Annotated in this window: 20 protein-coding genes; 11 read left to right on the plus strand and 9 right to left on the minus strand. The window is 70.5% G+C overall.

What is annotated here, in order from left to right:
• The first annotated feature begins 18 nt into the window (after positions 1–18).
• From ACYQPG_RS28225 to ACYQPG_RS28245, 5 genes are read left to right on the plus strand one after another with little or no spacing between them, the layout of a single operon-like run.
• A complete protein-coding gene (locus tag ACYQPG_RS28225) occupies positions 19–1,059 on the plus strand; it encodes a polysaccharide biosynthesis/export family protein (protein WP_246692003.1) in 1,041 nt (346 codons plus the stop codon).
• Positions 1,056–2,630, plus strand: coding sequence for a Wzz/FepE/Etk N-terminal domain-containing protein (locus ACYQPG_RS28230; protein WP_419830768.1), 1,575 nt, complete (start codon positions 1,056–1,058; stop codon positions 2,628–2,630). Before ACYQPG_RS28225 ends, ACYQPG_RS28230 begins: the two co-directional genes overlap by 4 nt.
• Positions 2,627–3,265 (plus strand): CpsD/CapB family tyrosine-protein kinase, encoded by a 639-nt coding sequence (locus ACYQPG_RS28235; RefSeq protein WP_147906227.1) that lies wholly within the window; start codon positions 2,627–2,629, stop codon positions 3,263–3,265. Before ACYQPG_RS28230 ends, ACYQPG_RS28235 begins: the two co-directional genes overlap by 4 nt.
• The gene (locus ACYQPG_RS28240; RefSeq protein ID WP_461232217.1) at positions 3,262–4,875 is read left to right on the plus strand and encodes an O-antigen ligase family protein; all 1,614 of its coding nucleotides are present in this window, start codon (positions 3,262–3,264) and stop codon (positions 4,873–4,875) included. The genes ACYQPG_RS28235 and ACYQPG_RS28240 overlap by 4 nt, the downstream gene beginning before the upstream one ends.
• Complete coding sequence (locus ACYQPG_RS28245) at positions 4,872–5,804, plus strand: glycosyltransferase family 2 protein (protein WP_147906228.1); 933 nt, start codon at positions 4,872–4,874, stop codon at positions 5,802–5,804. Before ACYQPG_RS28240 ends, ACYQPG_RS28245 begins: the two co-directional genes overlap by 4 nt.
• 13 nt (positions 5,805–5,817) lie before the next feature.
• Here ACYQPG_RS28245 and ACYQPG_RS28250 read toward each other — a convergent pair whose 3' ends face one another.
• Positions 5,818–6,555 (minus strand): class I SAM-dependent methyltransferase, encoded by a 738-nt coding sequence (locus ACYQPG_RS28250; RefSeq protein WP_147937973.1) that lies wholly within the window; start codon positions 6,553–6,555, stop codon positions 5,818–5,820.
• Between the two features lie 36 nt (positions 6,556–6,591).
• Here ACYQPG_RS28250 and ACYQPG_RS28255 point away from each other — a divergent pair, with 36 nt between their 5' ends.
• A complete protein-coding gene (locus ACYQPG_RS28255) occupies positions 6,592–7,773 on the plus strand; it encodes a DUF1972 domain-containing protein (RefSeq protein WP_246692586.1) in 1,182 nt (393 codons plus the stop codon).
• A 28-nt stretch (positions 7,774–7,801) separates the two neighbouring features.
• Here ACYQPG_RS28255 and ACYQPG_RS28260 read toward each other — a convergent pair whose 3' ends face one another.
• Together ACYQPG_RS28260 and ACYQPG_RS28265 are read right to left on the minus strand one after the other, a co-directional pair.
• Complete coding sequence (locus tag ACYQPG_RS28260; protein ID WP_147937972.1) at positions 7,802–8,419, minus strand: serine O-acetyltransferase; 618 nt, start codon at positions 8,417–8,419, stop codon at positions 7,802–7,804.
• Entirely contained in the window at positions 8,416–8,937 is a 522-nt protein-coding gene (locus ACYQPG_RS28265; RefSeq protein WP_461232219.1) for a serine acetyltransferase, read from the minus strand. Before ACYQPG_RS28265 ends, ACYQPG_RS28260 begins: the two co-directional genes overlap by 4 nt.
• Before the next feature lie 320 nt (positions 8,938–9,257).
• On the opposite strand from ACYQPG_RS28265, the gene ACYQPG_RS28270 reads away from it, so the two are divergent.
• From ACYQPG_RS28270 to ACYQPG_RS28285, 4 genes are read left to right on the plus strand one after another with little or no spacing between them, the layout of a single operon-like run.
• Complete coding sequence (locus ACYQPG_RS28270; RefSeq protein WP_461232220.1) at positions 9,258–10,640, plus strand: oligosaccharide flippase family protein; 1,383 nt, start codon at positions 9,258–9,260, stop codon at positions 10,638–10,640.
• Positions 10,637–11,578: a glycosyltransferase family 2 protein gene (locus tag ACYQPG_RS28275; protein WP_461232221.1), complete on the plus strand. Its 942-nt coding sequence runs from the start codon at positions 10,637–10,639 to the stop codon at positions 11,576–11,578. The genes ACYQPG_RS28270 and ACYQPG_RS28275 overlap by 4 nt, the downstream gene beginning before the upstream one ends.
• 11 nt (positions 11,579–11,589) lie before the next feature.
• Entirely contained in the window at positions 11,590–12,957 is a 1,368-nt protein-coding gene (locus tag ACYQPG_RS28280) for a right-handed parallel beta-helix repeat-containing protein (RefSeq protein WP_461232222.1), read from the plus strand.
• Position 12,958: 1 nt separating this feature from the next.
• On the plus strand, positions 12,959–14,086 hold the full coding sequence (locus tag ACYQPG_RS28285) for a glycosyltransferase family 4 protein (protein WP_461232223.1): 1,128 nt from the start codon (positions 12,959–12,961) through the stop codon (positions 14,084–14,086).
• Positions 14,087–14,093: 7 nt separating this feature from the next.
• Here ACYQPG_RS28285 and ACYQPG_RS28290 read toward each other — a convergent pair whose 3' ends face one another.
• The gene (locus ACYQPG_RS28290) at positions 14,094–15,407 is read right to left on the minus strand and encodes an MFS transporter (RefSeq protein WP_147937968.1); all 1,314 of its coding nucleotides are present in this window, start codon (positions 15,405–15,407) and stop codon (positions 14,094–14,096) included.
• A 195-nt stretch (positions 15,408–15,602) separates the two neighbouring features.
• On the opposite strand from ACYQPG_RS28290, the gene ACYQPG_RS28295 reads away from it, so the two are divergent.
• Entirely contained in the window at positions 15,603–16,754 is a 1,152-nt protein-coding gene (locus ACYQPG_RS28295) for a dimethylmenaquinone methyltransferase (RefSeq protein WP_461232224.1), read from the plus strand.
• Positions 16,755–16,819: 65 nt separating this feature from the next.
• Here ACYQPG_RS28295 and lptB read toward each other — a convergent pair whose 3' ends face one another.
• From lptB to ACYQPG_RS28320, 5 genes are all read right to left on the minus strand, one after another.
• Complete coding sequence (gene lptB / locus ACYQPG_RS28300) at positions 16,820–17,680, minus strand: LPS export ABC transporter ATP-binding protein (protein WP_147906238.1); 861 nt, start codon at positions 17,678–17,680, stop codon at positions 16,820–16,822.
• Positions 17,677–18,354 carry an LptA/OstA family protein gene (locus ACYQPG_RS28305; protein ID WP_419830776.1) on the minus strand — a complete coding sequence of 226 codons (678 nt, stop codon included), beginning with the start codon at positions 18,352–18,354 and terminating at the stop codon, positions 17,677–17,679. Before ACYQPG_RS28305 ends, lptB begins: the two co-directional genes overlap by 4 nt.
• The gene (gene lptC, locus ACYQPG_RS28310) at positions 18,351–19,070 is read right to left on the minus strand and encodes an LPS export ABC transporter periplasmic protein LptC (protein ID WP_461232225.1); all 720 of its coding nucleotides are present in this window, start codon (positions 19,068–19,070) and stop codon (positions 18,351–18,353) included. The genes ACYQPG_RS28305 and lptC overlap by 4 nt, the downstream gene beginning before the upstream one ends.
• Before the next feature lie 260 nt (positions 19,071–19,330).
• Positions 19,331–21,169, minus strand: a complete 1,839-nt coding sequence (gene htpG / locus ACYQPG_RS28315; RefSeq protein ID WP_461232226.1) for a molecular chaperone HtpG — start codon at positions 21,167–21,169, stop codon at positions 19,331–19,333.
• A 99-nt stretch (positions 21,170–21,268) separates the two neighbouring features.
• Positions 21,269–23,149 (minus strand): potassium transporter Kup, encoded by a 1,881-nt coding sequence (locus tag ACYQPG_RS28320; protein ID WP_461232518.1) that lies wholly within the window; start codon positions 23,147–23,149, stop codon positions 21,269–21,271.
• Positions 23,150–23,399: the final 250 nt, after the last annotated feature.

Genomic DNA, 23,399 nt, shown 5'->3' on the forward strand with positions numbered 1-23,399 from the left:
CCGCTGTTGAGCGGTTGCATGTCCTCCGGCAAACCCCGCTCGGCAGGGCGGTCCGGCCCGGACGTGACCCAGACCGGCTCGATCGCCGATGCCGTGCCGCCCTCTGTCGTCGCCGCCGCCGAGGAGGAGGTCGGGCGCACCATGCGCCTGGGTCTCGCCAATTACCGGTTGAACGTCGGCGACAACCTCGAAGTCTCGTTCCTGATCGACTCCAGCGTGGTCCAGCCGACCTACCGGCTCAACCCGAGCGACGAGTTCGACGTCGATTTCCGTACCCACCCGGAATACAACCGTACGGTGATCGTCCGACCGGATGGCCGGATCTCGTTGCCGGGCAAGAACGGCATCAAGGTCGCCGGTCTGTCGCCCGAGTCCGCCGCCACGCTGATCAAGAGCACCTACGACGACGTACTGATCGACCCGGTCGTCACGATCATGCTGCGCAAATTCAGAACCGTGACCGATGATTTCCGCGATCTCACCCAGCGGGCCGATATGGGCCGCGTGAAGGTCCTGGCGATCGAGCCCGACGGCAAGATCAACCTGCCGATGGTCCCGCCGGTCCAGGCCGCCGGCCGGACCGTGGCCGAGGTCGCCAGCAACCTCACCGCCGCCTACCACCGCCAGCTCGCCACGGTGAGCACGAGCGTGCGGCTGGCGAGCCTGGTGCCGGCCAACACGATGGTGTTCGGCGAGGTCCGGGCCCCCGGGCCGGTCACCCTGCAGGGTGCCCGCACGCTGGCGCAGGTGCTCGGCTCGGCCGGCGGCATCCTGCCGACCGCCGCGGGCGATGCCGTCCGCATCATCCGGTTCGATGGCGGGGCCGCGGGCAGCGTCCGCATCGTCGACATCGGCGAGCCGGGGCTGGCCGACTCGATCATCGTGCCCCCGAACGCCACGGTCTACGTGCCGCCCTCGCTGCTGGCGAAGACCGCCCGCGCCGTCGACCTCGTGGTCCGTCAGATCCTGCTCTTCAACGGCACCGGCTTCGGCGTGAACTACATCACCGGCCCGTCCGCCAACACCTCCACCAGCGCCACCGTGAGGTCCGGGACGTGACGAAGTCCGACATGTCCCGGCCCGACCGGGCCGCCCCCGAGGACGTCGAAGGCCCCGCCTTCGACCTCCGCGACGCCCTGGCGGCCCTGTTCCGGCACATCCGGCCGGCCCTGCTGATCCTGGCCGCCGCGATCCTGGGCGCCGGCATCTACCTGCTGCTGACGCCCGCCGAGTACACCGCCGACGCCAAGCTGATCATCCGCCTCGGCCGCGAGAAGGCGGCGGCCCCGGTCCAGGGCGGCGCCAACCAGAACTACATGTTCTCTGAGCGTGCGCAGAACGTGAACAACGAGGTCGAGATCCTGCGGGACCCGAGCATCGTGCGCGACGAGTTCGCGGCGCTGAAGGCGATCACCCCGACGGGCGACCTCGGCCCGCCCCCCGCGGACTGGATGGATTGGCTGGTCTACCAGGGCCGGGTCGCCATGCGCGGCGCCAAGGCGGTCAAGACCTGGGTCGTGGACACGGCCCGCGTCCCGTTCGAGGCGCTGGGCCTGCTGCGCCACCTCAGTCCCGACGAGAAACTCTACGAGGCCTATCTCGCCTCCTTCAAGGTCGTGTTCGTCAAGGAAACGGACGTGATCCTGACCGGCTTCACCTGGACGGACCCGAACTTCGCCGCCCAGGCGCTGAACCGGCTGCTCGATGCCTATAAGCGGCGCCACGTCGAGGTCTACGCCGACGAGACGCCGGCCACGTTCTACCAGGGCAAACTGGAGCGGGCGCGCGCCGACCTCGCCGCCATCGACGCGCAGCTGGCGACCTCCCTGAAGGGCAACAACACCGCCAGCTTCGAGATCGAGCAGCAGAACGACCTCGGCACGCTCTCCGACCTCGCCCGGCAGAAGTCGGCCGCCCAGATCGAGCGCGAAGGCGTCGAGTCCCGGCTCAAGCGCACCCGCGAGACCGGCCCCGACCGCTGGCAGCCGACGCCGCCCGACGCCGACCCGACGGTGGCGGCCTTCGACACGCGCTGGGCCGATCTCAGGACCAAGCGGGCGGAGATCGCCGTCCGGTTCAGGCCGACCGCACCCGAATTCATCAGCCTCGACCGGGACCTCATTGCCCTGACGCGGCAGAAGTACCAGGCGCTGATCGCCGCCGACACGGCGCGGCTCGCGGTGCTCGCGGAGAAGATCCAGACCATCACGGGGATCGAAGCGAGCCGCCGCAAAGCCGCCATCGGCCAGAGCGACGCGGCTCTGGCCTACGGCCGGCTCGCGCAGCAGAAGTCTCTGCTCAGCGACGAGATCACCGACACCCAGAAGCGGATCGACGCGCTGCGCACGGGCACCGGGCTCGACGCGCAATCCGTGACCTCCTCCGCGTTGGTGGCGCGTGCCGTGCCGCCGCGGCTGCCCTCCGGCCCGAACCGGCCGCTGATCCTCGGCCTCGCGGCCGGGCTCGGGCTGCTCGCCGCCCTGGCCTACGTCGCGCTGGCGGAGATCCTCGCCCAGACCTACCGCAGCGCCGCCGAGGTCGCCCGCTCCCTGCGCGTGCCTGTCCTTGCCGCCGTCCCGCTGCGCTCCGGCGCCGAGCGGCGGCCGCGCTTCGGTGGAGCCGCCGCATGATCGCCGCCTACGCCCCGATGATCGACCCCGCCGTGCTCGAGCCGGCCCTGGTCCAGCTCAGCCGTTACGAGACCCGGCTGCGACGGGTCGGGATTACCGCGGTCCAACCCGGCGAGGGGGTGAGCACGCTCGCGCGCGAACTCGCCGGCGCCTATGCCCGCCGCGGCCGCACCGCCGCATTGATCGAGACCAACTGGTCCCGGCCGTCCCTGGCCGCGGCTTACGGGCTCGAGGGCCGGCCGGGCTTCGCCGATATCGTCGCTGGGGACGTGGCGCCGAGCCTCGGGGTCCACCCGGTCGCCGACGGCCTGAGCGTCGTGCCGGCCGGCAGCGCCGGGGCGATCCGGAAGGCGACCCTTGACGACGGCCGCGTCGAGGACTTCCTGGCACTGGTCGACGACCGCTTCGACCTCGCCATCTTGGATTGCGAACCGATCACCGAGATCGGCGACGCGGCGGCGCTCTCGCCCTTCGTGGATGGGTTCGTCGTGGTGATCGGCGCCGAGCGGACGCGCCGAGCCGTGGCCCAGCGGGCGCTTGCCGACCTCAAGGCCGCGGGCGGCGCACCGCTCGGCATCGTCCTCAACGGGACCCGGCGGCCGATCCCGAAATGGCTGTACCGGTGGCTCGGATGAGCGGCGCCCCGGTTCGCGCACTCCGCGCACTGCCGGTGGCCGGCCTCGGCCTCGCGGCGGCGGCCGGTGCCGTGGCGCTGAGCGCTGCACCGCTGAAGTTCGCCGTGGTCGGGTTGGCCGCGGCCTTCGGCGGGGTCGGCGCCCTGATCGCCGGGCAGCGCTACCGCCTGACGCCCCTGCTGCTGGTCGCCCTCGCGGTCGGGCTGACCGTGAAGCTGGATGTCAGCTTCTTCCAGCATTTCGAAGCCGTCGGCCAATACCTGCCGAGCATCGGCGGCGGTGCCGGACTGACCGTGAGCGTGGCGCTCCTGGTGGCGCTGACGCTGATCCTCTCGAAGGTCACAGGCATCGGGGAGCGGGTCTCGGGGCTGCGCCTCGACCGGCCGCTCGTGCTCACGCAGCTCGCCTTCCTGACCGCCGGCCTGCTCTCGCTGGCCAACGCCACCGACACCACCTACCTGTGGTTCGATGCGTGGCGGTTCCTCGGACTGCTCCTCGTCTCGGTGGCCGTCTCGAACCTGTCCGGCGCCGATATCCGCACCCTCGCGCTGGCGATCTGCGCGTTGTGCCTGGTGCAGACTGCGGTGGCGGGGCTGCAATACGTCTCCGGGTCCGAACTCGGCCTTTCCGTGCTCGGCGAGGAGCAGATCGTCGAGGAGAACATCAACTTCTCCGCGCAGCGCCGCGCCGGCGGTCTGAAGGTCCACCCGAATATTCTTGGGTACTATTACGAGTTCGTTTGGCCGCTGGCACTGGCGCTAGCCCTCTCTCGGGGCCCGAAACTCCTGCGCCTCGTCGGCGCCGCCGGGGCCGGTTCGGCCGTCGTCGGCGTGGTGCTGACCCTGTCGCGCGCCTCCTGGCTGACCTATCCGCTCTCGGCGACCCTGGTGATCCTGCTGGTCTACCGGGACCGGCTGTTCACCCGGGCGAGCCTGATCGTGTTCGCCCTTCTGGTCGTCGCGGCCGGGATCGGGGCGATCTATGCCGGGCCGCTGGTCTGGGAACGCCTGACCGCGGATGACGGCGGCTCGGCGGCGCAACGTGGACCGCTCAACGCGGCCGCCCTGGCGCTGTTCGCGCAATTCCCGATCTTCGGCGTCGGGCTGAACAATTTCGGCAACCAGTTCGCGGTGCTCGATCAGACCGGCCTGTCCCGCCTCGCCGGCCTGTTCGACCGCTCGAACCACGTCGTGCACAACCTGCACATCCTGATCCTCACCGAGGTCGGGATCGTCGGCTACACCGCCTTCGCGCTGGTCTTTTCGGTCGGGATTTTCCGCGGGTTCCGGGCGGCGTGGCGCGAACCGGTGGGCGATCCGCTGGCGGCCATCGCGGCCGCCTGTGCGGTCGGCCTCATCGCCCACCTGCTGCACGGGCTCGTCGACCCGGGCTTCCGCCTGAACCTCGGCATCGCCGAACTGCTCTACACCGGCCTCGGGCTGATCGCGGGCGTGCGGGCGGCGCAGCGCCGTGCCGCTGCGGAGATCGGCAGCGCGACGCGCTCCCTCTCGGCGCAGGAGCAAGGAGCCGCGACCGCGTTGGGTATCCGTCCGAGACCGTCCGCTGCCCATAACCGCCCAGCTGTCAGAGCGCGGAGAGATCGACAATGAGCGGCATCGGCCTCAGCGTCCTGATCGTCACCTACAACACTGGCGCCGACATCGAGACCTGCCTGCGCCTGCTGGCGGCCAGCCGGATCGACCGATCCTACGAGGTGATCGTCGTCGACAACGCCTCGTCGGACGGGACGCCGGAGCGGATCGCCGGTACCTTCCCGTGGGTACGGCTCATCGCAGAGCGGACCAATCACGGCTTCGCTGGGGGAAATGCCGTCGCGCTGGCTGCGGCGCGGGGCGACACGATCCTGCTTCTGAACCCCGACGCGTTCCTGCGCGACCCGGAGGCGCTGGCCGGAACGCTTACCCATCTCGACGCGCACCCCGATGTCGGCGCAGTCGGTCCGCGCCTGATCTTCCCGGACGGCCGCCATCAGGTCGGCGATGCCGGCTACGAGCCGCGCCCGCTCTCGACCCTGGTCCATGCCGCCGGTCTGTCCGGGCGCTTCGGCCTGCGCGGCCTCTACCTCGCGAGCCGGCAGGCCCGGGGGCGCGAGGCCCTGGACGTGGACTGGGTCTGCGGCGCGTTCATCCTGATGCGTCGGAAGGCGATCGAGGCGATCGGTGGCCTGGAAAGCGCGCTGTTCCTCTACGGCGAGGACGTCGATTGGGGCTGCCGCCTGCGCGATGCCGGCTGGCGGGTCGCCTACCTGCCGGGGATCGCGGTCGTCCACCTCCAAGGCGGCTCGGCCGGCACGCGCTCGGCCCGCTGGCTCGACGGTCTGGCGGGGATCTACCGCCTGCGCAACGCCGGCCGGCTCCTGTCCTCTCCGGCCTTCTTCGTAGCCCCGCTGCGCCTCGGCTTCACGCTGCGGGCGCTGGCCTACGGCCTCGCCGGCCGCCTGAAACGGCAGCCGGAACTCGCCCGCAAAGCCGAGGACATGCGCAGGTTTTCCAACCACCTGCGCAGTCTTCGAATTTGATCCCGTCAAATGCTCACGGCTTCTTGCGGATGAAAACCATGTGGTAGCCTTTCAACGGACCCGGCGTGAGCCGGAACAGCAGCTCCCAGAACTTGCCCAGGACGATGTTCTCGCCATGATAGAACGGCTGCCCGTCAAAACTGTAGGTGAAGTGCTCGAACCGATCAGTTGGGAAAAGCCGCTTCCGCGCCGCCTCCGTGTTCATCGTGTAGAGCGGCACGAACGAGTCGATCTCGACCCGCCGCGGCTCGACCCAGCGCAGGACCTGTGCGTGCAGGCGCTTCGGGATGAGCCGCGCGCCGACCCCGACATAGCCCCAGCGGTTGGGAGTCCAGGCGCAGAGCCAGCCCCCCGGAGCGAGGACCCGGCCGAGCTCGGCCGCGGTGACATCGGCATGCTCGATATGTTCGAGGACCGAGAACGCCGAGATCAGGTCGAAGCTCCCATCCGGGAATGGAAGGATCCCGTCGTGGCCGATCAGACGGACCTCGTCGGCCGACTTGTTCTCGAGGACCGCCTCGTCCACGTCGCAGGCCATGACGTGGGCGCAGCGCCCGCGGAAGTCGCCGAGGTGCCGGCGCAGTGGAACCGGGTCATCGGTCCACTTGCCGCGCCCGGCCCCGAACTCCATCACCCGCATATCCGGCCGGAGCAGCGCGTTGACGCGCACGATGTACTCCATCCGGTGGTCCTGCCGGGAGTAACCCCCGGCCCCCATCTCCCGGAACAGGCGCTGTTCGACGGTGACCATACTTCAGGCTCCTCTGAGGACGCGACGCGCGCCGGAGTGGTGAATTGGGATGGGCCGGACGGGCGCCCGGCGGTGGCGATCCTCGGCACCCGCGGGGTGCCGGCCGCGCATGGGGGCTTCGAGACTCTGGCCGAGCGTCTGGCGCTGGATCTCGTCGAGCGGGGCTGGCGGGTCGAGGTCTATTGCCAGGTGAGCACGCCGACCCTGCCGAGCGTCTGGCGCGGCGTTGCGCTGATCCCGGTCGCGGTGCGGGGCGACGGCGCCTTCGCCACGATCGTGTTTGACCTCAAATGCACCCTGCGGGCGGCGTTCCGGCCGGCCCTGCCGCTGGTGCTCGGCTACAACACGGCCCTGTTCTCGATCCTTTACCGCCTCACGGGCAAGCGCAGCGTGATGAACATGGACGGGATCGAGTGGAAGCGCGACCGCTGGTCGAAGCCCGCAAAGGCGTGGTTCTGGCTGAACGAGCGCCTCGGCAGCCTGTTCTCCACGCATCTGGTCGCGGACCATCCGGAGATCGCGAAGCACCTCGCCCGCAACACCGCGGCGAAGCGGATCACCACGATCGCGTACGGCGCCGACCCGGTGCTGGAGGCGCCGACGACGCCGCTGTCCGCGTTCGGCGTACGCCCCCGCGACTACGGGCTGCTGATCGCCCGGGTCGTGCCCGAAAACCTGGTGCTCCAGATCGTCCGCGCCTGGAGCGAGATCCGCCCCGGCCTGCCCCTCGTCGTACTCGGCAAGCTGATGGACTCGGATTCCTACCACCGTGCCGTGAAGGCCGCGGGCGGGCCGGACGTGATCTTCGCGGGCGCGATCTACGAGGCCGACCGGGTGTCCGCCCTCCGTTTCCACGCCCGCTTCCACATCCACGGCCACACGGTTGGCGGCACCAACCCGTCCCTGGTCGAGGCCCTCGGCGCCGGCTCGCCGATCCTGGCCCACGACAATCCGTTCAACCGTTGGGTGGCGGGCGACGGCGCCGTGTTCTTCGGCGACGAGACCGAGTTGCGCCGGGGCATCCTGAACCTTGTGCGCGCTGCGCCGAGCCGGCTCGACGCGATGTCGGCGGCCTCTCGCGACCGGCACGCGGACGCGTTCGGCTGGCGCGGCATCGTCGATGCCTACGAGGGTGTGCTCCGCCGTCAGCTCCCGTCCCGGCGCGCCGCCCGCGGAGGCCGGGAAGCCATCCGCCGACACGAGCACGGGCCGGCCTGACCGGCGGGCCGACGTTGGAGGGTGGGCGCTAAACTGCATCGCCGCCCTCCGGAACATCGGAGCGGCTGCGGATCTGCCGCTGCGCCACCATCGTGACGGTGCCGGCGGGGACGTCCCGCAGGCTGCACACGCCGATCCCGATCGTGGCTCCGGCCCCGACCGTGACAGCACCCTGGACGGCCGCGTGGGCCCCGACCACGGCATTGTCCCCGAGGCGCGGCGCGTCCGCGGGGAATGGCGCGCCGGGGAAAACCCAATCCCGCGGCCCCACGAGCGTCCCGGGAAGCAGCACCAGGTCGATCCCCGCGCTGCCGCAGAAAACGATGCGGGCCGGGTGGGGCACGAACAGGCCCGGCCCGATCGGCGATCCGGGATGCAGGCTCGCGCCGGTCAACCGCAGCGACAGGTTCGAGACGGCGGCCGCGCATCGCCGCCAGCCGTGTCCGTGCAGCAGATGCGCCACGCGGTGGAAGATCGCGACCTGCATGGCGGGCAGCGTCAGGTGCATCAGGCGTCGCAGCCGGGAGGTCGGCTTGCCGCCCGTGGTCTGGCGCAGGACGCGGGCGAAGTCGGCCGAGAGCAGCCGGCGCACCTCCGCGTAGCCGGTCGGACCGTGCGGATCGGTGTTCACGACGGCGCCGGTCATGCCGCGGCTCCCCGGCCCGGGAGGGCACGCCAGGGCTGGGGCATCACCGTCTCGCCGGGCTCGACGTCCTTGAGGATGGTGGTGCGGGGGCCGAGCCGGGCCCGATCGCCGATCCGCACCGCACCGAGCACGATCGCGCCGGCCTCCAGCACCACGCCGTCGCCCAGCAGCGGCAAGCCGGGGCCCCCGCCGATATCCTGATCGGGCTCCTTCAACAGGCCGCCGATCGAGGCCTGCACGCCGAAGGCCGCGTCACGCCCAACGGCGCCCGCGATGACCGCGCCGAACGGATACGGGAGGAACAATCCCCCGGCGATCCGGCTCGAGGGGGGGATATCGGAGCCGGTCCACCAGCCGTTGACAATCCACAGCAGCCAGGCCGCCATGCGCCAGCCGCGCTCGTGGCTGTAGCGCGAGAGCCGATAGAGCCAGACCGCGTGATAGCCCCGGTACAGTCGCGCCGAACCGTGGCCCCGGCGATGCCAGTGGGCACGGTCGGCCGCGAGCGCCATGCGCATCTGTGCCCAGCATTGTCGCCGCCCGTCTGCGGATTTCGATGCGCCCGCAAGGGGGATCCCTCGGGCGGCGTCAGTCTCTGCGCGCTCGGACATACGCAGTCCTCCGGTTTCCTCAGACGCTTTATCTCTGCAACCATAAATTGAAGATACGGTTGCAAGCCATACGCACCCTGCCACGATGCAATCGTAGGTCGCGGTTTTCAGTAAGGCTCCACCGAGAGATGGTCCGCTTGGTAAATCGATTGCGCGGACGTGGCCGCCCGGGCGGCATGCGGTACGGCGCCAATCTGCTTGGACAGGCCGCGGGCCGCGGGGTTTACTTGGCCGCCGGCTTCGCCGCCTTCGTGATGGTCGGGCACGGCGTCGGCCCGGCGGCGCTCGGCCGCTACGGCTTGGCCCTCGCGGTGCTGGCGGTGGCGCTCATCGCGGCCGATTTCGGTACCACGCTGACCTTCGGGTCACGCCTCGGCGCCGGCGCGCCGGAGATGCGGGCGGCGGAATTCGGCCGCATGATATCGGCCCGGCTGCTCCTCGGCGGCGGCACCGGATTGCTGCTGCTCGGCGCCCTGCCGCTGCTGCCCGGGGAGATCCGGCCGGCGCTGGCCCTCGCCGCCGTGCTGATGCCGCTCGCGGCCGCGCGCTTCCAGGATTCCCTGTTCCAGGTCTGCGGGAAGCCGGGCTGGTCGGTCTGGCCGTCCCTGGCCAACGCCGTGGTCCTGGTCGGCGGCACGGCACTCGCGCTCTGGTTGCAGCTCCCCGAGGCGGCCCTGAGCATCGTCGCGGTGGCCTCGGGCATCGTCTACGGCGTGGTCGGGCTGATCCTGGCCGCCAAGCTTCTGCCTCTGCGTCCCGCTTCCCTGTCGCAGGGCTGGGCGACGATCCGGGCCGCGGCCGGCGTCGGGATCTCGAACGCCCTCGGCTCACTCAACGGCCGCATCAGCTTGATCATGCTGGCGGCGCTGGCGGGTGCGGCGGAGCTCGGCCAGTTCACCGCGGGCTTCCGGTTCTTCGAGCTCGGCGCCGCGGTGGCGATCACCCTGTGCGCGCCGCTCGTGCCCGTGTTCGGCCGGGCAGTCGGCGCCATCGATGCCGGCCCGACACGTTCCGGCACCGATCGGCTGCGCGCCAGCGTGCGCCCCGCACTGATCGTGATCCTGGCGGCCGCGGGGGCCGGAACCGTGGCGGCCTGCGCGGTCGCCGATCCCCTGGTGCGTGTGATCTTCGGGCCGGATTTCGCTGCGGCCGCGCCGGTCCTGCGCATCGCAGCCGCGATGAGCGCCCTGCTGATCACCGCCACGGTGCTGTTCGCCGGTCTGGTTCCCCTCGGTCGGACCGGCTTCGCGGTGCGCGGCAGTGCGGCCGCCTGCGCCACGAATTTGGCCGCTTGCGCGGTGCTGATCCCCCTGGATCCGCTGCTCGGCGCGGCCTGGGCCGCCCTCCTGGCCGAGGTCGCGATGCTGGCGGTGGTCGCCCACGCCTTCTGGCGCGAAGCCGGCGCACCACTGGCGCCCGGCGATGCCCCGACCGTGCTGGGCCCCGGCCTCGTCACCGCCCTCGCCTGGGCCGCCGGCCCGGCGACGCTCGCGCCGATCACGGTGCCTTTCGCCGCCGTCCTCTCCGCTGCGGTGGCGGCTTGGCTGTGCCTGCGCGGCCGCTCCACCGCCGCTCCCCTCCCCCTCTCGATCCCGGAAGCTTCGTCATGAGCGACGTCCCCGTGCTCTCGGTCATCATCCCGACCTACAACCGCGCCGACACGCTGCGCCTGTGCCTGCGGGCCTTCGACCGACAGACGACCGACCGGCCGTTCGAGATCGTCGTCTGCGACGACGGCTCCGCCGACGCCACCGGCACGGTGATCAGCCACGCGGTCGCCACCGGCCGCATCCCGGTCGTGCACCTGCGCCAGGAGAATGCCGGCGCCAACGCGGCCAGGAACCGGGCGATCGCGTTGGCCCGGGGCGCGCGGCTCCTGATCGTCAACGACGACACGATCCCGGCCCCCAGCCTCGTCGATGCGCATCTCGCCGCCCATGCCAGGCGGGGCGGACGCGAGACCGCGATCCTCGGGCGCATGACCATCGACCCGGCTCTGCCGTTCTCGCCGTTCTCCGCCCTGCACCACGACGCGTCGTACGACTCGCTCGCGGGCCGGGTGGAAGTGGGCTGGGACGCCTTCCTGACCTGCAACGTCAGCGTCGATCGCCGGCTGCTCGAAGAGGCGGGCGGCTTCGATCCGCGCCTGACCTGGCATGAGGACATCGAACTCGGCGAGCGGCTGGCCCGGCGCGGCATGCACCTGTTCTATGAGCCGGAGGCGCTGGCCTATCACCACCACCTCCTGGACGAGACGGCCTACCTGCGCATCGCCGAGCGCGAGGGGGCGGCGCTGGTGCTGTGGTACCGGAAGCGCCCGGACCTCGCGCCCGATCTCACCCGGCTCGGCCTCGTCGGCCCGCCGCCGCTGGCCGCCGCCCCGCGCCACCGCGTCGCCGACCTGGCGATGCCCACGGCGCTGCTGCCCGGCTGGCAGATGGCGGCACGTGTCCTCACTCGGATCAGTCCCGAGGCCGGCCGCACGGTCTGGCGCCGCCTGTTCCAGCGCCAGAAGCGCCTCGCCATCGCCCGGGCGCTGGCGGCGTGAGCGGCTCCCGGATGCACGCTCAGAACCTTTTCGCCGCCCTGCTGCTACCGGCGCTTGCCGCCTGCGGCGCGGCCGATGCGCAATCACAGCAGCGCATCCTGGTCGATCCCGCGGGCGGCGCCATGGAAAACTACCGCACGGTGGCCCGGCTCGCAGACGTCCCGTTCGCGAGCCTCGGGCCCGGATCGAGCGTGCTGATCCGCGGCGGCAGCTACGGCGACGTGGCGGTGATCGGCGCCCGCGGCAGCGCCGAGGCACCGGTCACCGTGGCGGCCGTCGCCGGGACCAGGCCGGTCCTGTCGAACTCGGTAGTGTTCGAGAACGCCGCCTACGTCACGGTGACCGGCCTGACCGTGCAGGGCGCGGTCAATTCCGGCTTCATCATCCGCCGCGGCTCGCACCACGTGACGGTGGCGGACTCCACGGTGTCGAAATCCGGTCTCGGCATCTGGATCGGCGACGGCGCCGGGGCCGGCCACCGCATCACCGGCAACACGCTCTCCGACAACAAGACCCACGGCGTCGCCATCGACGTGATCAACGTGCCGCCGGAGGATCCGAGCTATATCCTGGCCAACACGGTGACCGGCAACGGCATCCACGGGATGGAGATCAACGGCTCCGGCTACGTGGTCGAGGGCAACCGGGTCTCGGGCAACGGCGTCGGCATGTCGGGCACCTCCGGCATCCACGTCTACGCCAAGGATGCAGCCCAGGACGCGGGCGACCGCAATACCATCCGGTACAACATCGTCACCGGCCAGAAGGAAACCACCGGCCAGGACGGCAACGGCATCCAGATCGACCAATGGTGCGACGGCAATACCGTCGCGTTCAACGTCGCGACCGACAACGACGGCGCCGGCATCAACCTGTTCGACGCCGGCTCGAACACGGTGGTGAACAACACCGTCACCGGCAACATGCGCGATTCCGGCGGCAAGCACGTCTACCGCGGCGAGATCGTGCTGGCCTCGGACTACACCAAGTCGGTCGACCGCACCGCGGGCAACCGGGTGCTGAACAACATCGCCTTCGCCACCCGGCCCGGCATCGCAGCCATCGCGGTCGAGGCGACCACCGCCGACAACGGGAACGCCATCGGGCCGAACTTCATCGGCAGCCGCGTCGGCGCGCCGCTCTATCGCTGGGCCGCCACGACCACCAGCGACGGGGCGAGCCTGCCGCTGCACGGCCAAGGCCCCGACCTGACCGGCACCCCCGCCTTCCGCGACCCGGCCGCCCCACTCTCGGGCGGCCTCGCGCTGACCAAGCCCCCCGCCCGCGCCGGCATCCCGCTCGGCGCAACCCGCGACCTCGCCGGTCAAGCCTACGTGGCCGGCGAAGCCCCGACCTTCGGCGCCTACAGGAGCCCGTAACATGCTACGCATCGGCATCGACGCGCACGTGCTCACCGGCAAGCCCCAGGGCAGCCGCACCTGGCTCGTGAACATCATCGGGCGCGCCGCCGCCCGCCATCCGGACGCGACCTACGTGGTCTATTCCGGAAACCCGGAGGCCTGCGCCCGCCTCGTTTCGGGCGCCAATATCGAGCACCAGAAGCTGCCGCGGGTGCCGGCGAGCCTGCGCCTGCTCGCGATCTGGCCGTGGCTGGTCTTCCGCGACCGCCTCGATACCCTGCTGACCACCTACATCGCCCCGCCGCTGGTGCCGGGCGACCGCCAGGTGGTGGTGGTCCACGACATCCTGTTCGAGACCCATCCCGAGTTCTTCACGTGGCGTATGCGCTGGCGGAACCGCATCCTCACGCGGCTCTCGGCCCGGCGCGCCAAGCTGGTCCTGACCATCTCCGATTACAGCCGCGATTCCATCGCGAAGGTCTACGGCATCGATCGCAGCCGGATCGCCGAGGTGCGCTGCGGATCGACCCCGCCACGGGCTTCGGCCGAGCGGCATCCGCTCGCGGACGGACGCCCGTACCTGCTGATGGTCGGCCGCCTGGAGCCACGCAAGAATCTCGGCCTGGTGCTCGATGCGTTCGCACGCCTGCCGGAGGGCGCGGCCCGGCTGATCGTCGTCGGCAAGGGCGACGGCGAGCGGCCCGAGACCCTCGACCGGCTGACCCGGACCCCGGACGCGGTGCACATCGCCGGGATCGATGATAACGGCCTGTCCGACCTCTACGGCCGGGCCGCCGCGCTGGTCTTCCCGAGCCGCGGCGAAGGCTGGGGGATCCCGGTGCTCGACAGCCTCGCCCGCGGCACGCCGGTGATCGCCTCGAGCCTCACCGCGATCCCGGAGGCGGGGGGCAGCGCGGCGAGCTACTTCGATCCGGACGCCCCGGACCGGGTCGAGCGGCTGGCCGAGCTCATGGGCGCCGCGATCGACGGGCGGCTGCCGTTCGATGCGAGCGCCGCCCGGGCGCATGCCGCCCGGCACGACTGGGACGGGCCCGCCGCGACCTTCGTCGACCTGATGCGCCGGAATTTCCCGGCCCGGACGCCGGCGCGCGATCTCCACGCACCGGTGCCGCACCTGCGCGGCTGACCGCCGCCTAAGCGGCCGGCTTGAGCCCGGCGACGAAGGTCTCCGCGGGCGCCTCCGCGGCGATCGGGTCCTGGATCAGCGTCCAGTATCCGAGCGCCGCCACGACGGCGATCACCGCGCCGGTGATGAAGGCCATGGAGAAATGACCGGTCCCGCCAACGATGAAGCCGGTGATCATCGGGGCCAGGGCGCCGCCGATATAGCCGCCGAAATTCTGCATGGCGCCGAGCGAAGCGGTGGCGTTGGCCGGCGCCGCCACGGAGGCCATCGCCCAGGCGGCCGACGAACTCACGTAGACCAGGAACAGTGACGCCGAGATGCACGCGATGGCGAGCGTGTCGCTCGGCGTCAGTGCCGCCACCACGGTGCAGGCCGCGGTCGCCAGAAGGCCCACCACCATCGGGATCTTGCGGCTCCGGATCGGATCGACCCCGCGCCGGATCAGGATGTCGACGATCCGGCCGCCGAGGATGCCGCCCAGCACCCCGAAGGCGAACGGGATCGCCCCGACGATTCCGGTCTTCTGTAGGGTAAAGTGGCGCTCGATCTCGAGGTAGCTCGGCAGCCAGGCCGTGTAGAGCCAGGTCATGTAGATGCAGCCGAAGTAGCCCATGATCATGCCCCAGCTGGTCCGGTAGCGGAACAGCCGCTTCCACGCGTTCCAGGTGACGCGGCGGTCGGTGTTGGGCGCATCGCCCTCCTCCAGGAAGGCGCGCTCGGCCGGGGTCAGGTCTATCTCCGGCGGGTTGCGGAACACCAGGTAGACGATCCCGGCGAGCGCCAGCCCGGCCACACCCATGATGATGAACATGGCCCGCCAGCCGAAGGCGACCATCAGGAAGGTAAGCAGCGGCAGGGCCAGGAAGGTGCCGAGGGAGGATGCGCAGTTCCAGATCCCCGTGGCGGTGCCGCGCTGGCGGATGTTGAACCAGTCCCGCGAGACCCGGGCGCAGGTCGGGAAATGCGGCGCCTCGCCGAGGCCGAGCACGATACGCGCGCCGACGAACTGCCAGAACGAGGTCACGGCTCCACCGAGCATCTGGCCGAGCGACCAGCAGCTCAGCCCGATGGTCAGCGTCAGCCGCGGACCCAGCCGGTCGGCCAGGGCGCCGGCCGGGAGCTGCGCGAAGGCATAGGCCCACAGGAATGCCGAGAGCAGCAATCCCATGTCGGGGATCGACAGGCCGAGATCCTGCCGGATCAGCGGGTTGGCCACCGCCAGCGTGGCGCGGTCGACGTAATTGACCACTCCGGCCGTCACCAGAAGGGCGAGCGAGATCGTCTGGATGCGCTTCACGCGCGGCGTTGCGACTGGAGCCACTGCTTCCCCCTTGGCTGACGCGCACTCTTCAGGGTGCTTCGGGACCGATCGCGCGTCCGCGACTCACGGCGTCCGAGCGATATTCTGCACCGAATGCCGGCAAGGGGAAGCTGCCGGCTGACAGTCGGGGGCCTCGCGTCGCAGCGCCGGGCGTCGTAGACCGCTCGCACCCGTCACCGACCGAGACCGCCCCGCGTGCGCCTGATCCAGATCACCCACCACGACCTCGACGGCTACGGCGCCGCCACGGTCGCCGCAGCCTGCACGGCGGTCGAGCGCGTCGTCCACGTACCCCGCTACAGCGATGTCGGCCCCGTCTTCGAGGACGAGACCAAACGCCTGGCCCGGGCGGGCGAGGGCGAGATCCTGCTCATGACCGACCTCGGCCTGGAGGAGCAGACTATCGCGGGCCTGAAGAAGTTCGCGGCCATGAACCGCCGCCGCGAGGACGGAAGGAAGCATAAGCTCGTGGTCCTCGACCACCACGCCTCCTCGCTGGACCAGTTGCGCCGCCAGGGACTGGAGCCCGTGGCCGATCCCGAACGTCCGGGCTTGAGCCGGATCGATCTCGGCGATCCGGATTGCGTCGTGCTGATCGACGAAAACGTCTGCGCCACCCGGATGACCTTCGATCACCGGGCCCTGTTCGCCACCCACGAGCCCGAGACCGACCTCTCCGCCCTGGTGGCGGCGATCGATGCGGTGGACCTCTGGCGCAAGGACAGCCCAGCCTTCCCGGGGGGCCTGGCACTGGACGAGCTGTTCTGGGAGAGCGTGTCGAGCTTCGTGCCCGTCGGCCATCCCTGGCATGAGGCCTTCATGTCCGGGCTGCTGCGTGCGGCCGCCGTTTCCCTGCGCGAGGGCGCCACCCCGGCCGACCTGGAGCGGCGTGCCCTGGCGATCCGCTCCGAGGTGGTCGAGACCCTCCTGCGCGACGCGCCGGACGACGACCGGGCGCTCACAACGCGCATGCGTCTCGCCCGGGCGCTCGCCCGCTCGGACGCGCTGTTCCGCCCGCTCAAGGATGGCACGCTCCTGTCCTTCGCCCTCGATTCGGGCACGTTCCAGCGGGTCTCGGACCTGATCATGGATGCCGGCCGGGCCAAGCGCGTCGTCAACGTACAGCGGATGGGCACCATGTCGTTCCGCTCGAACGACGGCACGGCCCTCGACGGCGCCCGCCTGTTCCGCGGCGGCGGCCATCGCGACGCCGCCGGCGGCCGGCTCCAGAGTGGATCCGTCTTCTCGATGGCGGACGCCATCGCGCAGGTCGAGCCGGTGCTGAACCCGGACAAGCCCCCGGAGGCCAATAGCCCGTTCGCGGCGCTGAAGAACTGGAAGGGGTGATTGGCTTCGGAGCGGAGCAGGACCGTCGCGGATCTGCTCCGCGTCCGAGCATCATGTCCAGGCTGTCAGAGCCTGAAATCCTCGCCGAGATACAGCCGCCGGGCGTCGGGGTTCGCCACGATCTCCTCCGGGGTCCCCTCCGTGAGGATGCGGCCGGAATGGGCGATGTAGGCGCGGTCGATCAGGCCCAGGGTCTCGCGGACGTTGTGGTCGGTGATCAGCACGCCGATACCGCGCTGCTTGAGGTGCTTCACCAGATCCTGGATGTCGCCCACCGCGATCGGGTCGATGCCGGCGAACGGCTCGTCGAGCAGCATGAAGGTCGGCGACGAGGCCAGCGCCCGGGCGATCTCGCAGCGCCGCCGCTCACCGCCCGACAGGGCGATCGAGGGCGACTTGCGCAGCCGCGCGATGTCGAACTCCTCGAGCAGGGAATCGAGCTTGCGGGCCCGCGCCTTGCGGTCGGGCTCGGCCACTTCGAGCACCGCGCGGATGTTGTCCTCGACGGTCAGCCCGCGGAAGATCGAGGCTTCCTGCGGCAGGTAGCCGATGCCGAGGCGCGCCCGCTGATACATCGGCAGATGGGTGATCGGCAGGCCATCCAGGGTGATGTGGCCGCGATCGGCCACCACCAGACCGGTGATCATGTAGAAGATCGTGGTCTTGCCGGCGCCGTTGGGCCCGAGCAGCCCGACCGCCTCGCCGGTGCGGACCGTGAGCCCGGCCTCGTGCACGACGGTGCGGGCGCCGTAGCTCTTGCGCAGGCCGCGCACGCTGAGGATGCCGGGTCCGCCCTCTTCCGCGGCGGCGACTTCGTCGGCATCCGCGACAGGCGGGCTCGCGCGACGGCCGAACAGGCGACCGAGCAGTGTCGGGCGGCCCGCCGCGTCCTGCGGCTCCGCCCGGAACGCAACCGCGCCGCTCAATTGACCTGCGCCCGCGGCTTGACCGGCGGCTGAGCGCAGCCCTTCCCCTTGCCATCCTTGGCGTCGGCCTTCTCGCCGGGCACGAACAGCGCCGAGACGCGGCCGCCAGCCACCGGATCCATGTTCGCGCGCCCGGTGCCCATGTCGTAGACCAGCCGCTGGCCGCGGGTGACGTTCTGGCATTGGCTCAGCACGACGTTGCCGGTGAGCACGATGCGCTTGGCGTCCTGATCGAACACCGCGTGATCGCCGGTGGCGACCTGGTCCTTCTGGACCACCGTGACCGGACCGGCGCAATCGACCTTCTGAATGCCGTTCTCGGCCGGATTCTTCGGCGCCGGCGCCTCGTCGGCGGTGTCCGCAGCCTTGCCGTCCGCATCCTTGCTCGCGGAGGCCTTGCCGGCGCCGTCCTTGCCGCGCTTGTAGTAGACCGTCATGGTCGAGCAGCGGATCGTGCTCTCCCCCTGCACGGCCACGACGTTGCCGACGAACACCGCCCGGTTCTCCCGGTCGAACACGTCGAGGCGGTCGGCGTCGATCTTGATCGGATCCTTGCCGCCGCCGCCGATATTGCCGAAGGGCGAGTCCTTCTTGGCCGGCTTCTCGGCCAGCGCGGGGCCGGCGAGTGCCAGGCAACCGGCCAGGGCCACGCAGAGGGCTGCACGCGCGCTCATCGGCCGGTTTCCGCGGGCTCGGCGTTCGAGGTCAGGATGCGCGGGGACGCCTTGTCGGCCGGGTCGTCGTTCGCGATCACGACATGCACGTTCCCGACGAAGGAGATCCGCTTGCCGTTCTCGACCACGTCGAGGGCGTTGGCGTTCACGGTGGCGCGCGGGGTCGAGACGGTGACCGGCTCCTGGGAGCTCACCGAGCCGGTCTTGAACACCACGGCGGCCGAGCGCAGGCGCGCTTCCTCGCCCTTGTCGGTCCAAATGCGGATGTCGTCTTTGAGGTCGAGCGCCTCGCGGGCGGTGTCGAACAGGCCAGAGGCCGCCGAGAGTCGGGCGACGCCGCCCTGATCGTCGGTGGCGAGGTGGCCGCGCATCCGCTCCAGCTCGATCAGGCTCGGCTTGCGCACATCCTGCAGGGCAGCATCGGCCGTTACCTCGTACCCGCGGTTGCCCTGGCGGAAGCCCGCGAGCCGGGGGTTCTCCATGCGGACCTTGGAGCCGGCCACCGTCACGGGGCCGACCGAGACTCCCGGCAGGCTCGTCCCGAACGGATTGAACAGGTACGCGAGCAGCAGCGCCACCGCGCCGCCCGCAGCGACCGGGATGAGTCGGCGCATCGTGCGCACGCGGCCGCTGTGGCGGTACGCCCGGGCGTGAGCCCGCGTGCGTGCCGCCAAGACCGCCTGTCCGTTGCCGGCTTGAGCCTCGACCGGGTTCATGCAGCGTCCGTGAGGCGCGCAGGCCGCGCGCGAGTGAGGAATCGGCTCAGACGCCTGCGGCCCCCACCGCGCCCGCGCCTCCGGTCGGGAAATGGTCCCGACCAGTGGCGAAGTTATGGCTCGCCCGTTTCGGAATGATCAACCGAACTTAGAAACTTTCGACGCCGATGTGCGTGAGCACACACGCACATCGTGAAGCATCGTGGGCGCGAAGAGCCCGGCGCCGCGGCTCGGGCGGATGCCGGGCCGCGACCGGACCGTCAGCGCGAAGTGCTTCGGGCTGCGGCCAGCGCCGCCGCGATGGTCCGGGCGAAGGCCGCCGGATCGCGGGGGCTGTCGCCGTCCTGGATCCGGGCGAGATCAAGCAGCGTGCCCGCTTCCTGGGGGATCTCCGATTCGGCAGAGGCCGCAAGCGCCCGGATCAACGGATGACGCGGGTTGATCTCCAGCACCGGCTGCCCGGCACCGCCGCGGCCGGCCCGGCGCATCAGCCGCTGCATCTGCAGGTCGGGTCCAGCAGTACCGGCCGAGAGCACCACGGCCGAGTCCACCAGCCGGTCGGTGGTGCGCACGTCCGAGACCTCACCGGCCAGCGCCACCTTCACAGCCGCCACGAAGGCGTCGATGCCTTCCGGCGCCTCCGGCTGCTCACCCTCGGGTGCGAATTTCGACAGGTCGAGGCCGCCCTTGGTGATCGACTTGAGCGGCTTCTCCTCGAAGTTGCCGAGCTGGTCGGGCCAGAAGGCATCGACGTGGTCGGAGAGCAGCAGCACCTCCAGGCCCCGGGCCCTGAAGCCTTCGAGCTGCGGCGACGATTTCAGCGCCTCGGCATCGTCGGCCACGAGGTAGTAGATCGCCTCCTGGCCGTCCTTCATGCGGGCCACGTAGTCCGGCAGGGAGGTCCAGCCGTCCTCGGCCGAGGAGCGGAAGCGCAGGAGGGGCGCGATCTCGCCGCGGCGCTCGAAATCCTCGTAGATGCCCTCCTTGAGCACCGCGCCGAAATTCTCCCAGAAGTTCTGGTAGCTCTCGGCATCCTTGGCGCGGGTGGTCAGCTCGGACACGACGCGGCCCGTGACGGCGCGTCGGATCCGGGCGAGCGCCGGCGTCGATTGCAGCATCTCACGGGAGACGTTGAGCGGCAGGTCCTCGGTGTCGACGACGCCCTGGACGAAGCGCAGCCACGGCGGCAGCAACTCGGCCTCGTCGGTGATGAACATCCGGCGGACGTGGAGGCGGACCTTGCTCTGCCGGTCGTTCTCCAGCGCCTGGAACGGCTTAGCGCCGGGCACGAACAACAGCGCAGAGAATTCCAGCTGGCCCTCGGCGCGCCAGTGCAGGGTCGCCCACGGCTTGTCGAAGTTCATCCCGAGGGCGTGGTAGAACGCCTCGTACTGTTCCTCGGTCACCTCGGATTTCGGCTTGCGCCAGAGCGCGGTGCCCTGGTTGGCCGATTCGTCCTTGCCATCCCGCGCAATGGCGATCGGCACGGTGATGAAGTCGGCCCATTTCCGCACCAAGTGGTCGAGGCGGTAGGGTTCGAGGTACTCGTCGGCGTCCGCCTTGAGATGCAGCACGATGTCGGTGCCGGGCTCAGGCCGATCGGCGAGCTCCAGGGTGTAGCTGCCCTGGCCCTCGGACGCCCAAGTCCAGGCCTCGTCGCTGCCGGCCCGGCGCGACGTGACCGTGACCCGGTCGGCGACCATGAAGGCCGAGTAGAAGCCGACGCCGAACTGGCCGATCAGGCTCGGACGATCCTCGGCCTTGGCCGCATCCAGCGTCTGCGAGAAGGCCCGCGTCCCGGAGCGGGCGATGGTGCCGAGGTTGGACGCCAGATCCTCCTTGGTCATGCCGATGCCGGCATCCGAGACGGTCAGGGTGCGCGCCTCCTTGTCGGGCACGATCCGGACCTTGGCGTCCGGCGGCAGGGCGCTCGCCGCCGAGGTCAGCGCCTCGAACCGGCGCCGGTCCATGGCGTCGGCGGCGTTGGCGACGAGTTCGCGCAGGAAGATCTCGCGGTCGGAATAGAGCGCGTGCACGACGAGGTCGAGGAGCCGACCCACCTCCGCCCCGAATTCGTGCCGCTCAATCGTCTCGCTCACGGGCAATGCCTCCGCATAGGGGAAAATGCGGTGGCGATATGCCCGCCCGGCCGGCCGTTTTCAATGAGGCGGCGACGGGTTCGGCGGGACGCGCGCGGCTCAGATCTCGATTTCTGTTCCCACTTCCACGATCTGCCGGGTCGGCAGGCAGAAATGGGCGCCGGTGCGCTCGGCGTTGCGCTTCAGGAAGGCGAACAGCCCCTGGCGCCACAGCGCCATGCCGGGCTTGGCCGACGGGATGACCACCTCGTGGCCGACGAAGAAGGTCAGGTCCTCTAGGTATTCCGGCGGGAGCAGGCCGCTCCTCACGGCGCATTGCAGGCCTTCGGGGATCGAGGCGGTCTGCATGAAGCCGTAGCGCAGCACGACGCGTTCCATCCCGGGGGTGTATTGCGAGATCGCCTTGCGGATGCCTTGCGCGACCAGAGTCACCTGCGCCCGCTCCTCGGCGGGGATCATCGGCGCCTCCTCGTAGATCACGGTGATCAGCAGGATGCGCTCGTGCAGGCATCGGCTGCGTTCGACCAGCCGGCCCAGGGCCATGGGGATGCCCTCGGTGGCTGCGGTGAGGAAGGCCGCTGTTCCCGGCAGCGTGACCGGAGGGTGCGACGCGAGGCGGGCCAAGAACGTCGCCTCAGGCTGGCGCATGGTCTCGCGCACCGCCTCGAGGACGTGGTTGCCCTTCATCCAGGTCAGCATCAGGAACGCGACCGCCGCGGCCAGCACCAGGGGAAACCAGCCGCCCTCGAATAGCTTCACGCTGTTGGCGGCGAAGAACAAAGCGTCGATGGCCAGGAAGAAGCCGTTGACCGCCACGACCAGGATCGGGTTGTAACCCCAACGCAGGGCGATCAGGGCGGCCAGCAGGGTGGTGATGCCCATCAGCGCCGAGACCGCGATGCCGTAGGCGCCGGCCAGCGCATCGGAGGAGCCGAACACCACCACGGCCGTGAGGGTGCCGATGGCGAGCAGCCAGTTCACCGCCGGCACGTAGATCTGGCCGCGCTCGTCCTGATCGGTGTGGACCACCCGCATCATCGGCATGAAGCCGAGCTGGATCGATTGCTGGGTCAGCGAGTAGACGCCCGAGATCACCGCCTGCGAGGCGATGACGGTGGCCATCGTGGCCAGCGCCACCAGCGGGTAATGCGCCCAGTCGGGGGCCAGCAGGTAGAACGGGTTCTCGATCGCGCCCGGGTCGGCGATCAGCAGGGCGCCCTGGCCGCAATAGTGGATCAGCAGCGCCGGCAGGACCAGGCCGAACCAGGCCGCGCGGATCGCCGGTGCGCCGAAATGGCCGAGATCGGCGTACATCGCCTCGCCGCCGGTGACCGCCAGGAAGGCCGCGCCCAGCATCATGAAACTCACGTGCCAGCCGGCATGGGCCAGGAAGTCCACGGCCCGCCAGGGATTGACCGCCCCGAGGATCTCCGGCGCCCGCAGGATGCTGGGGATCGCCAGCAGGACCAGCACCGTGAACCAGACGAGCATCACCGGACCGAACACCCGGCCAATCGCCGCCACGCCCTTGTGCTGCACGGCGAACAGCGCGACCAGGATCACCAAGGTGATCGGCACCACGAACGGTGTCAGCACCGGCGCATCGATCTTCAGCCCCTCGATCGCCGAGAGCACCGAGATCGCCGGGGTGATCGCGCCGTCGCCGTAGAGCAAAGCCGCGCCGACGAGGCCGACCACCAGGAGCACGGCCTTCCACGTGCCGGGCTGCGCCTGCCGGGCGCCCAGCAGCGCCAGCATGGCGACGATGCCGCCCTCGCCCCGGTTGTCCGCGCGCAGGATCAGCACCGCGTATTTCAGCGACACGATGAGGATCAGCGACCACAGGATCAGCGACACGGCCCCGAGCGCCGCAGCCGGCACCGCGGCGCCTCCGGCGGTGGCCGCCTTCACGGCCTCCTTGAAGGCGTAGAGCGGGCTGGTGCCGATATCCCCGTAGACGACGCCGAGCGCCCCCATCATCAGCGCGGGCCCGGGCCCGTGCCGAACGGCGCCCGGCTTTCGCGCCACCGGCGCAGCAGGCAGAACGACCGCAGGACCAGCCGCGGGACTGAAGACTTGGCGCACGGGCGTATCCAGTCGAGGGCGGCACTGACGTGCGCGACCTTAGCAAGCCGGATGCGGTGCGAAAGACTTGATCCGTCGCCGCCACCAACACGGTGAAGACTTGTCACCCAAACGTGATGACGGCCGCATGAAGCGCGCGGCCCCC

The organism is Methylobacterium sp. CM6246, assembly GCF_054818005.1.

What these genes read in the sequence shown, in the direction of transcription:
- ACYQPG_RS28280 (WP_461232222.1), top strand. Translation starts at nt 11,590, where the DNA reads ATGCACGCTCAGAACCTTTTCGCCGCCCTGCTGCTACCGGCGCTTGCC.
- ACYQPG_RS28275 (WP_461232221.1), top strand. Translation starts at nt 10,637, where the DNA reads ATGAGCGACGTCCCCGTGCTCTCGGTCATCATCCCGACCTACAACCGC.
- ACYQPG_RS28305 (WP_419830776.1), bottom strand. Translation starts at nt 18,354, where the DNA reads ATGAGCGCGCGTGCAGCCCTCTGCGTGGCCCTGGCCGGTTGCCTGGCA.
- ACYQPG_RS28250 (WP_147937973.1), bottom strand. Translation starts at nt 6,555, where the DNA reads ATGGTCACCGTCGAACAGCGCCTGTTCCGGGAGATGGGGGCCGGGGGT.
- ACYQPG_RS28240 (WP_461232217.1), top strand. Translation starts at nt 3,262, where the DNA reads ATGAGCGGCGCCCCGGTTCGCGCACTCCGCGCACTGCCGGTGGCCGGC.
- ACYQPG_RS28225 (WP_246692003.1), top strand. Translation starts at nt 19, where the DNA reads ATGTCCTCCGGCAAACCCCGCTCGGCAGGGCGGTCCGGCCCGGACGTG.
- ACYQPG_RS28285 (WP_461232223.1), top strand. Translation starts at nt 12,959, where the DNA reads ATGCTACGCATCGGCATCGACGCGCACGTGCTCACCGGCAAGCCCCAG.
- lptC (WP_461232225.1), bottom strand. Translation starts at nt 19,070, where the DNA reads ATGAACCCGGTCGAGGCTCAAGCCGGCAACGGACAGGCGGTCTTGGCG.
- ACYQPG_RS28265 (WP_461232219.1), bottom strand. Translation starts at nt 8,937, where the DNA reads ATGCGCATGGCGCTCGCGGCCGACCGTGCCCACTGGCATCGCCGGGGC.
- ACYQPG_RS28260 (WP_147937972.1), bottom strand. Translation starts at nt 8,419, where the DNA reads ATGACCGGCGCCGTCGTGAACACCGATCCGCACGGTCCGACCGGCTAC.
- ACYQPG_RS28245 (WP_147906228.1), top strand. Translation starts at nt 4,872, where the DNA reads ATGAGCGGCATCGGCCTCAGCGTCCTGATCGTCACCTACAACACTGGC.
- ACYQPG_RS28320 (WP_461232518.1), bottom strand. Translation starts at nt 23,149, where the DNA reads ATGATGGGGGCGCTCGGCGTCGTCTACGGGGATATCGGCACCAGCCCG.
- ACYQPG_RS28235 (WP_147906227.1), top strand. Translation starts at nt 2,627, where the DNA reads ATGATCGCCGCCTACGCCCCGATGATCGACCCCGCCGTGCTCGAGCCG.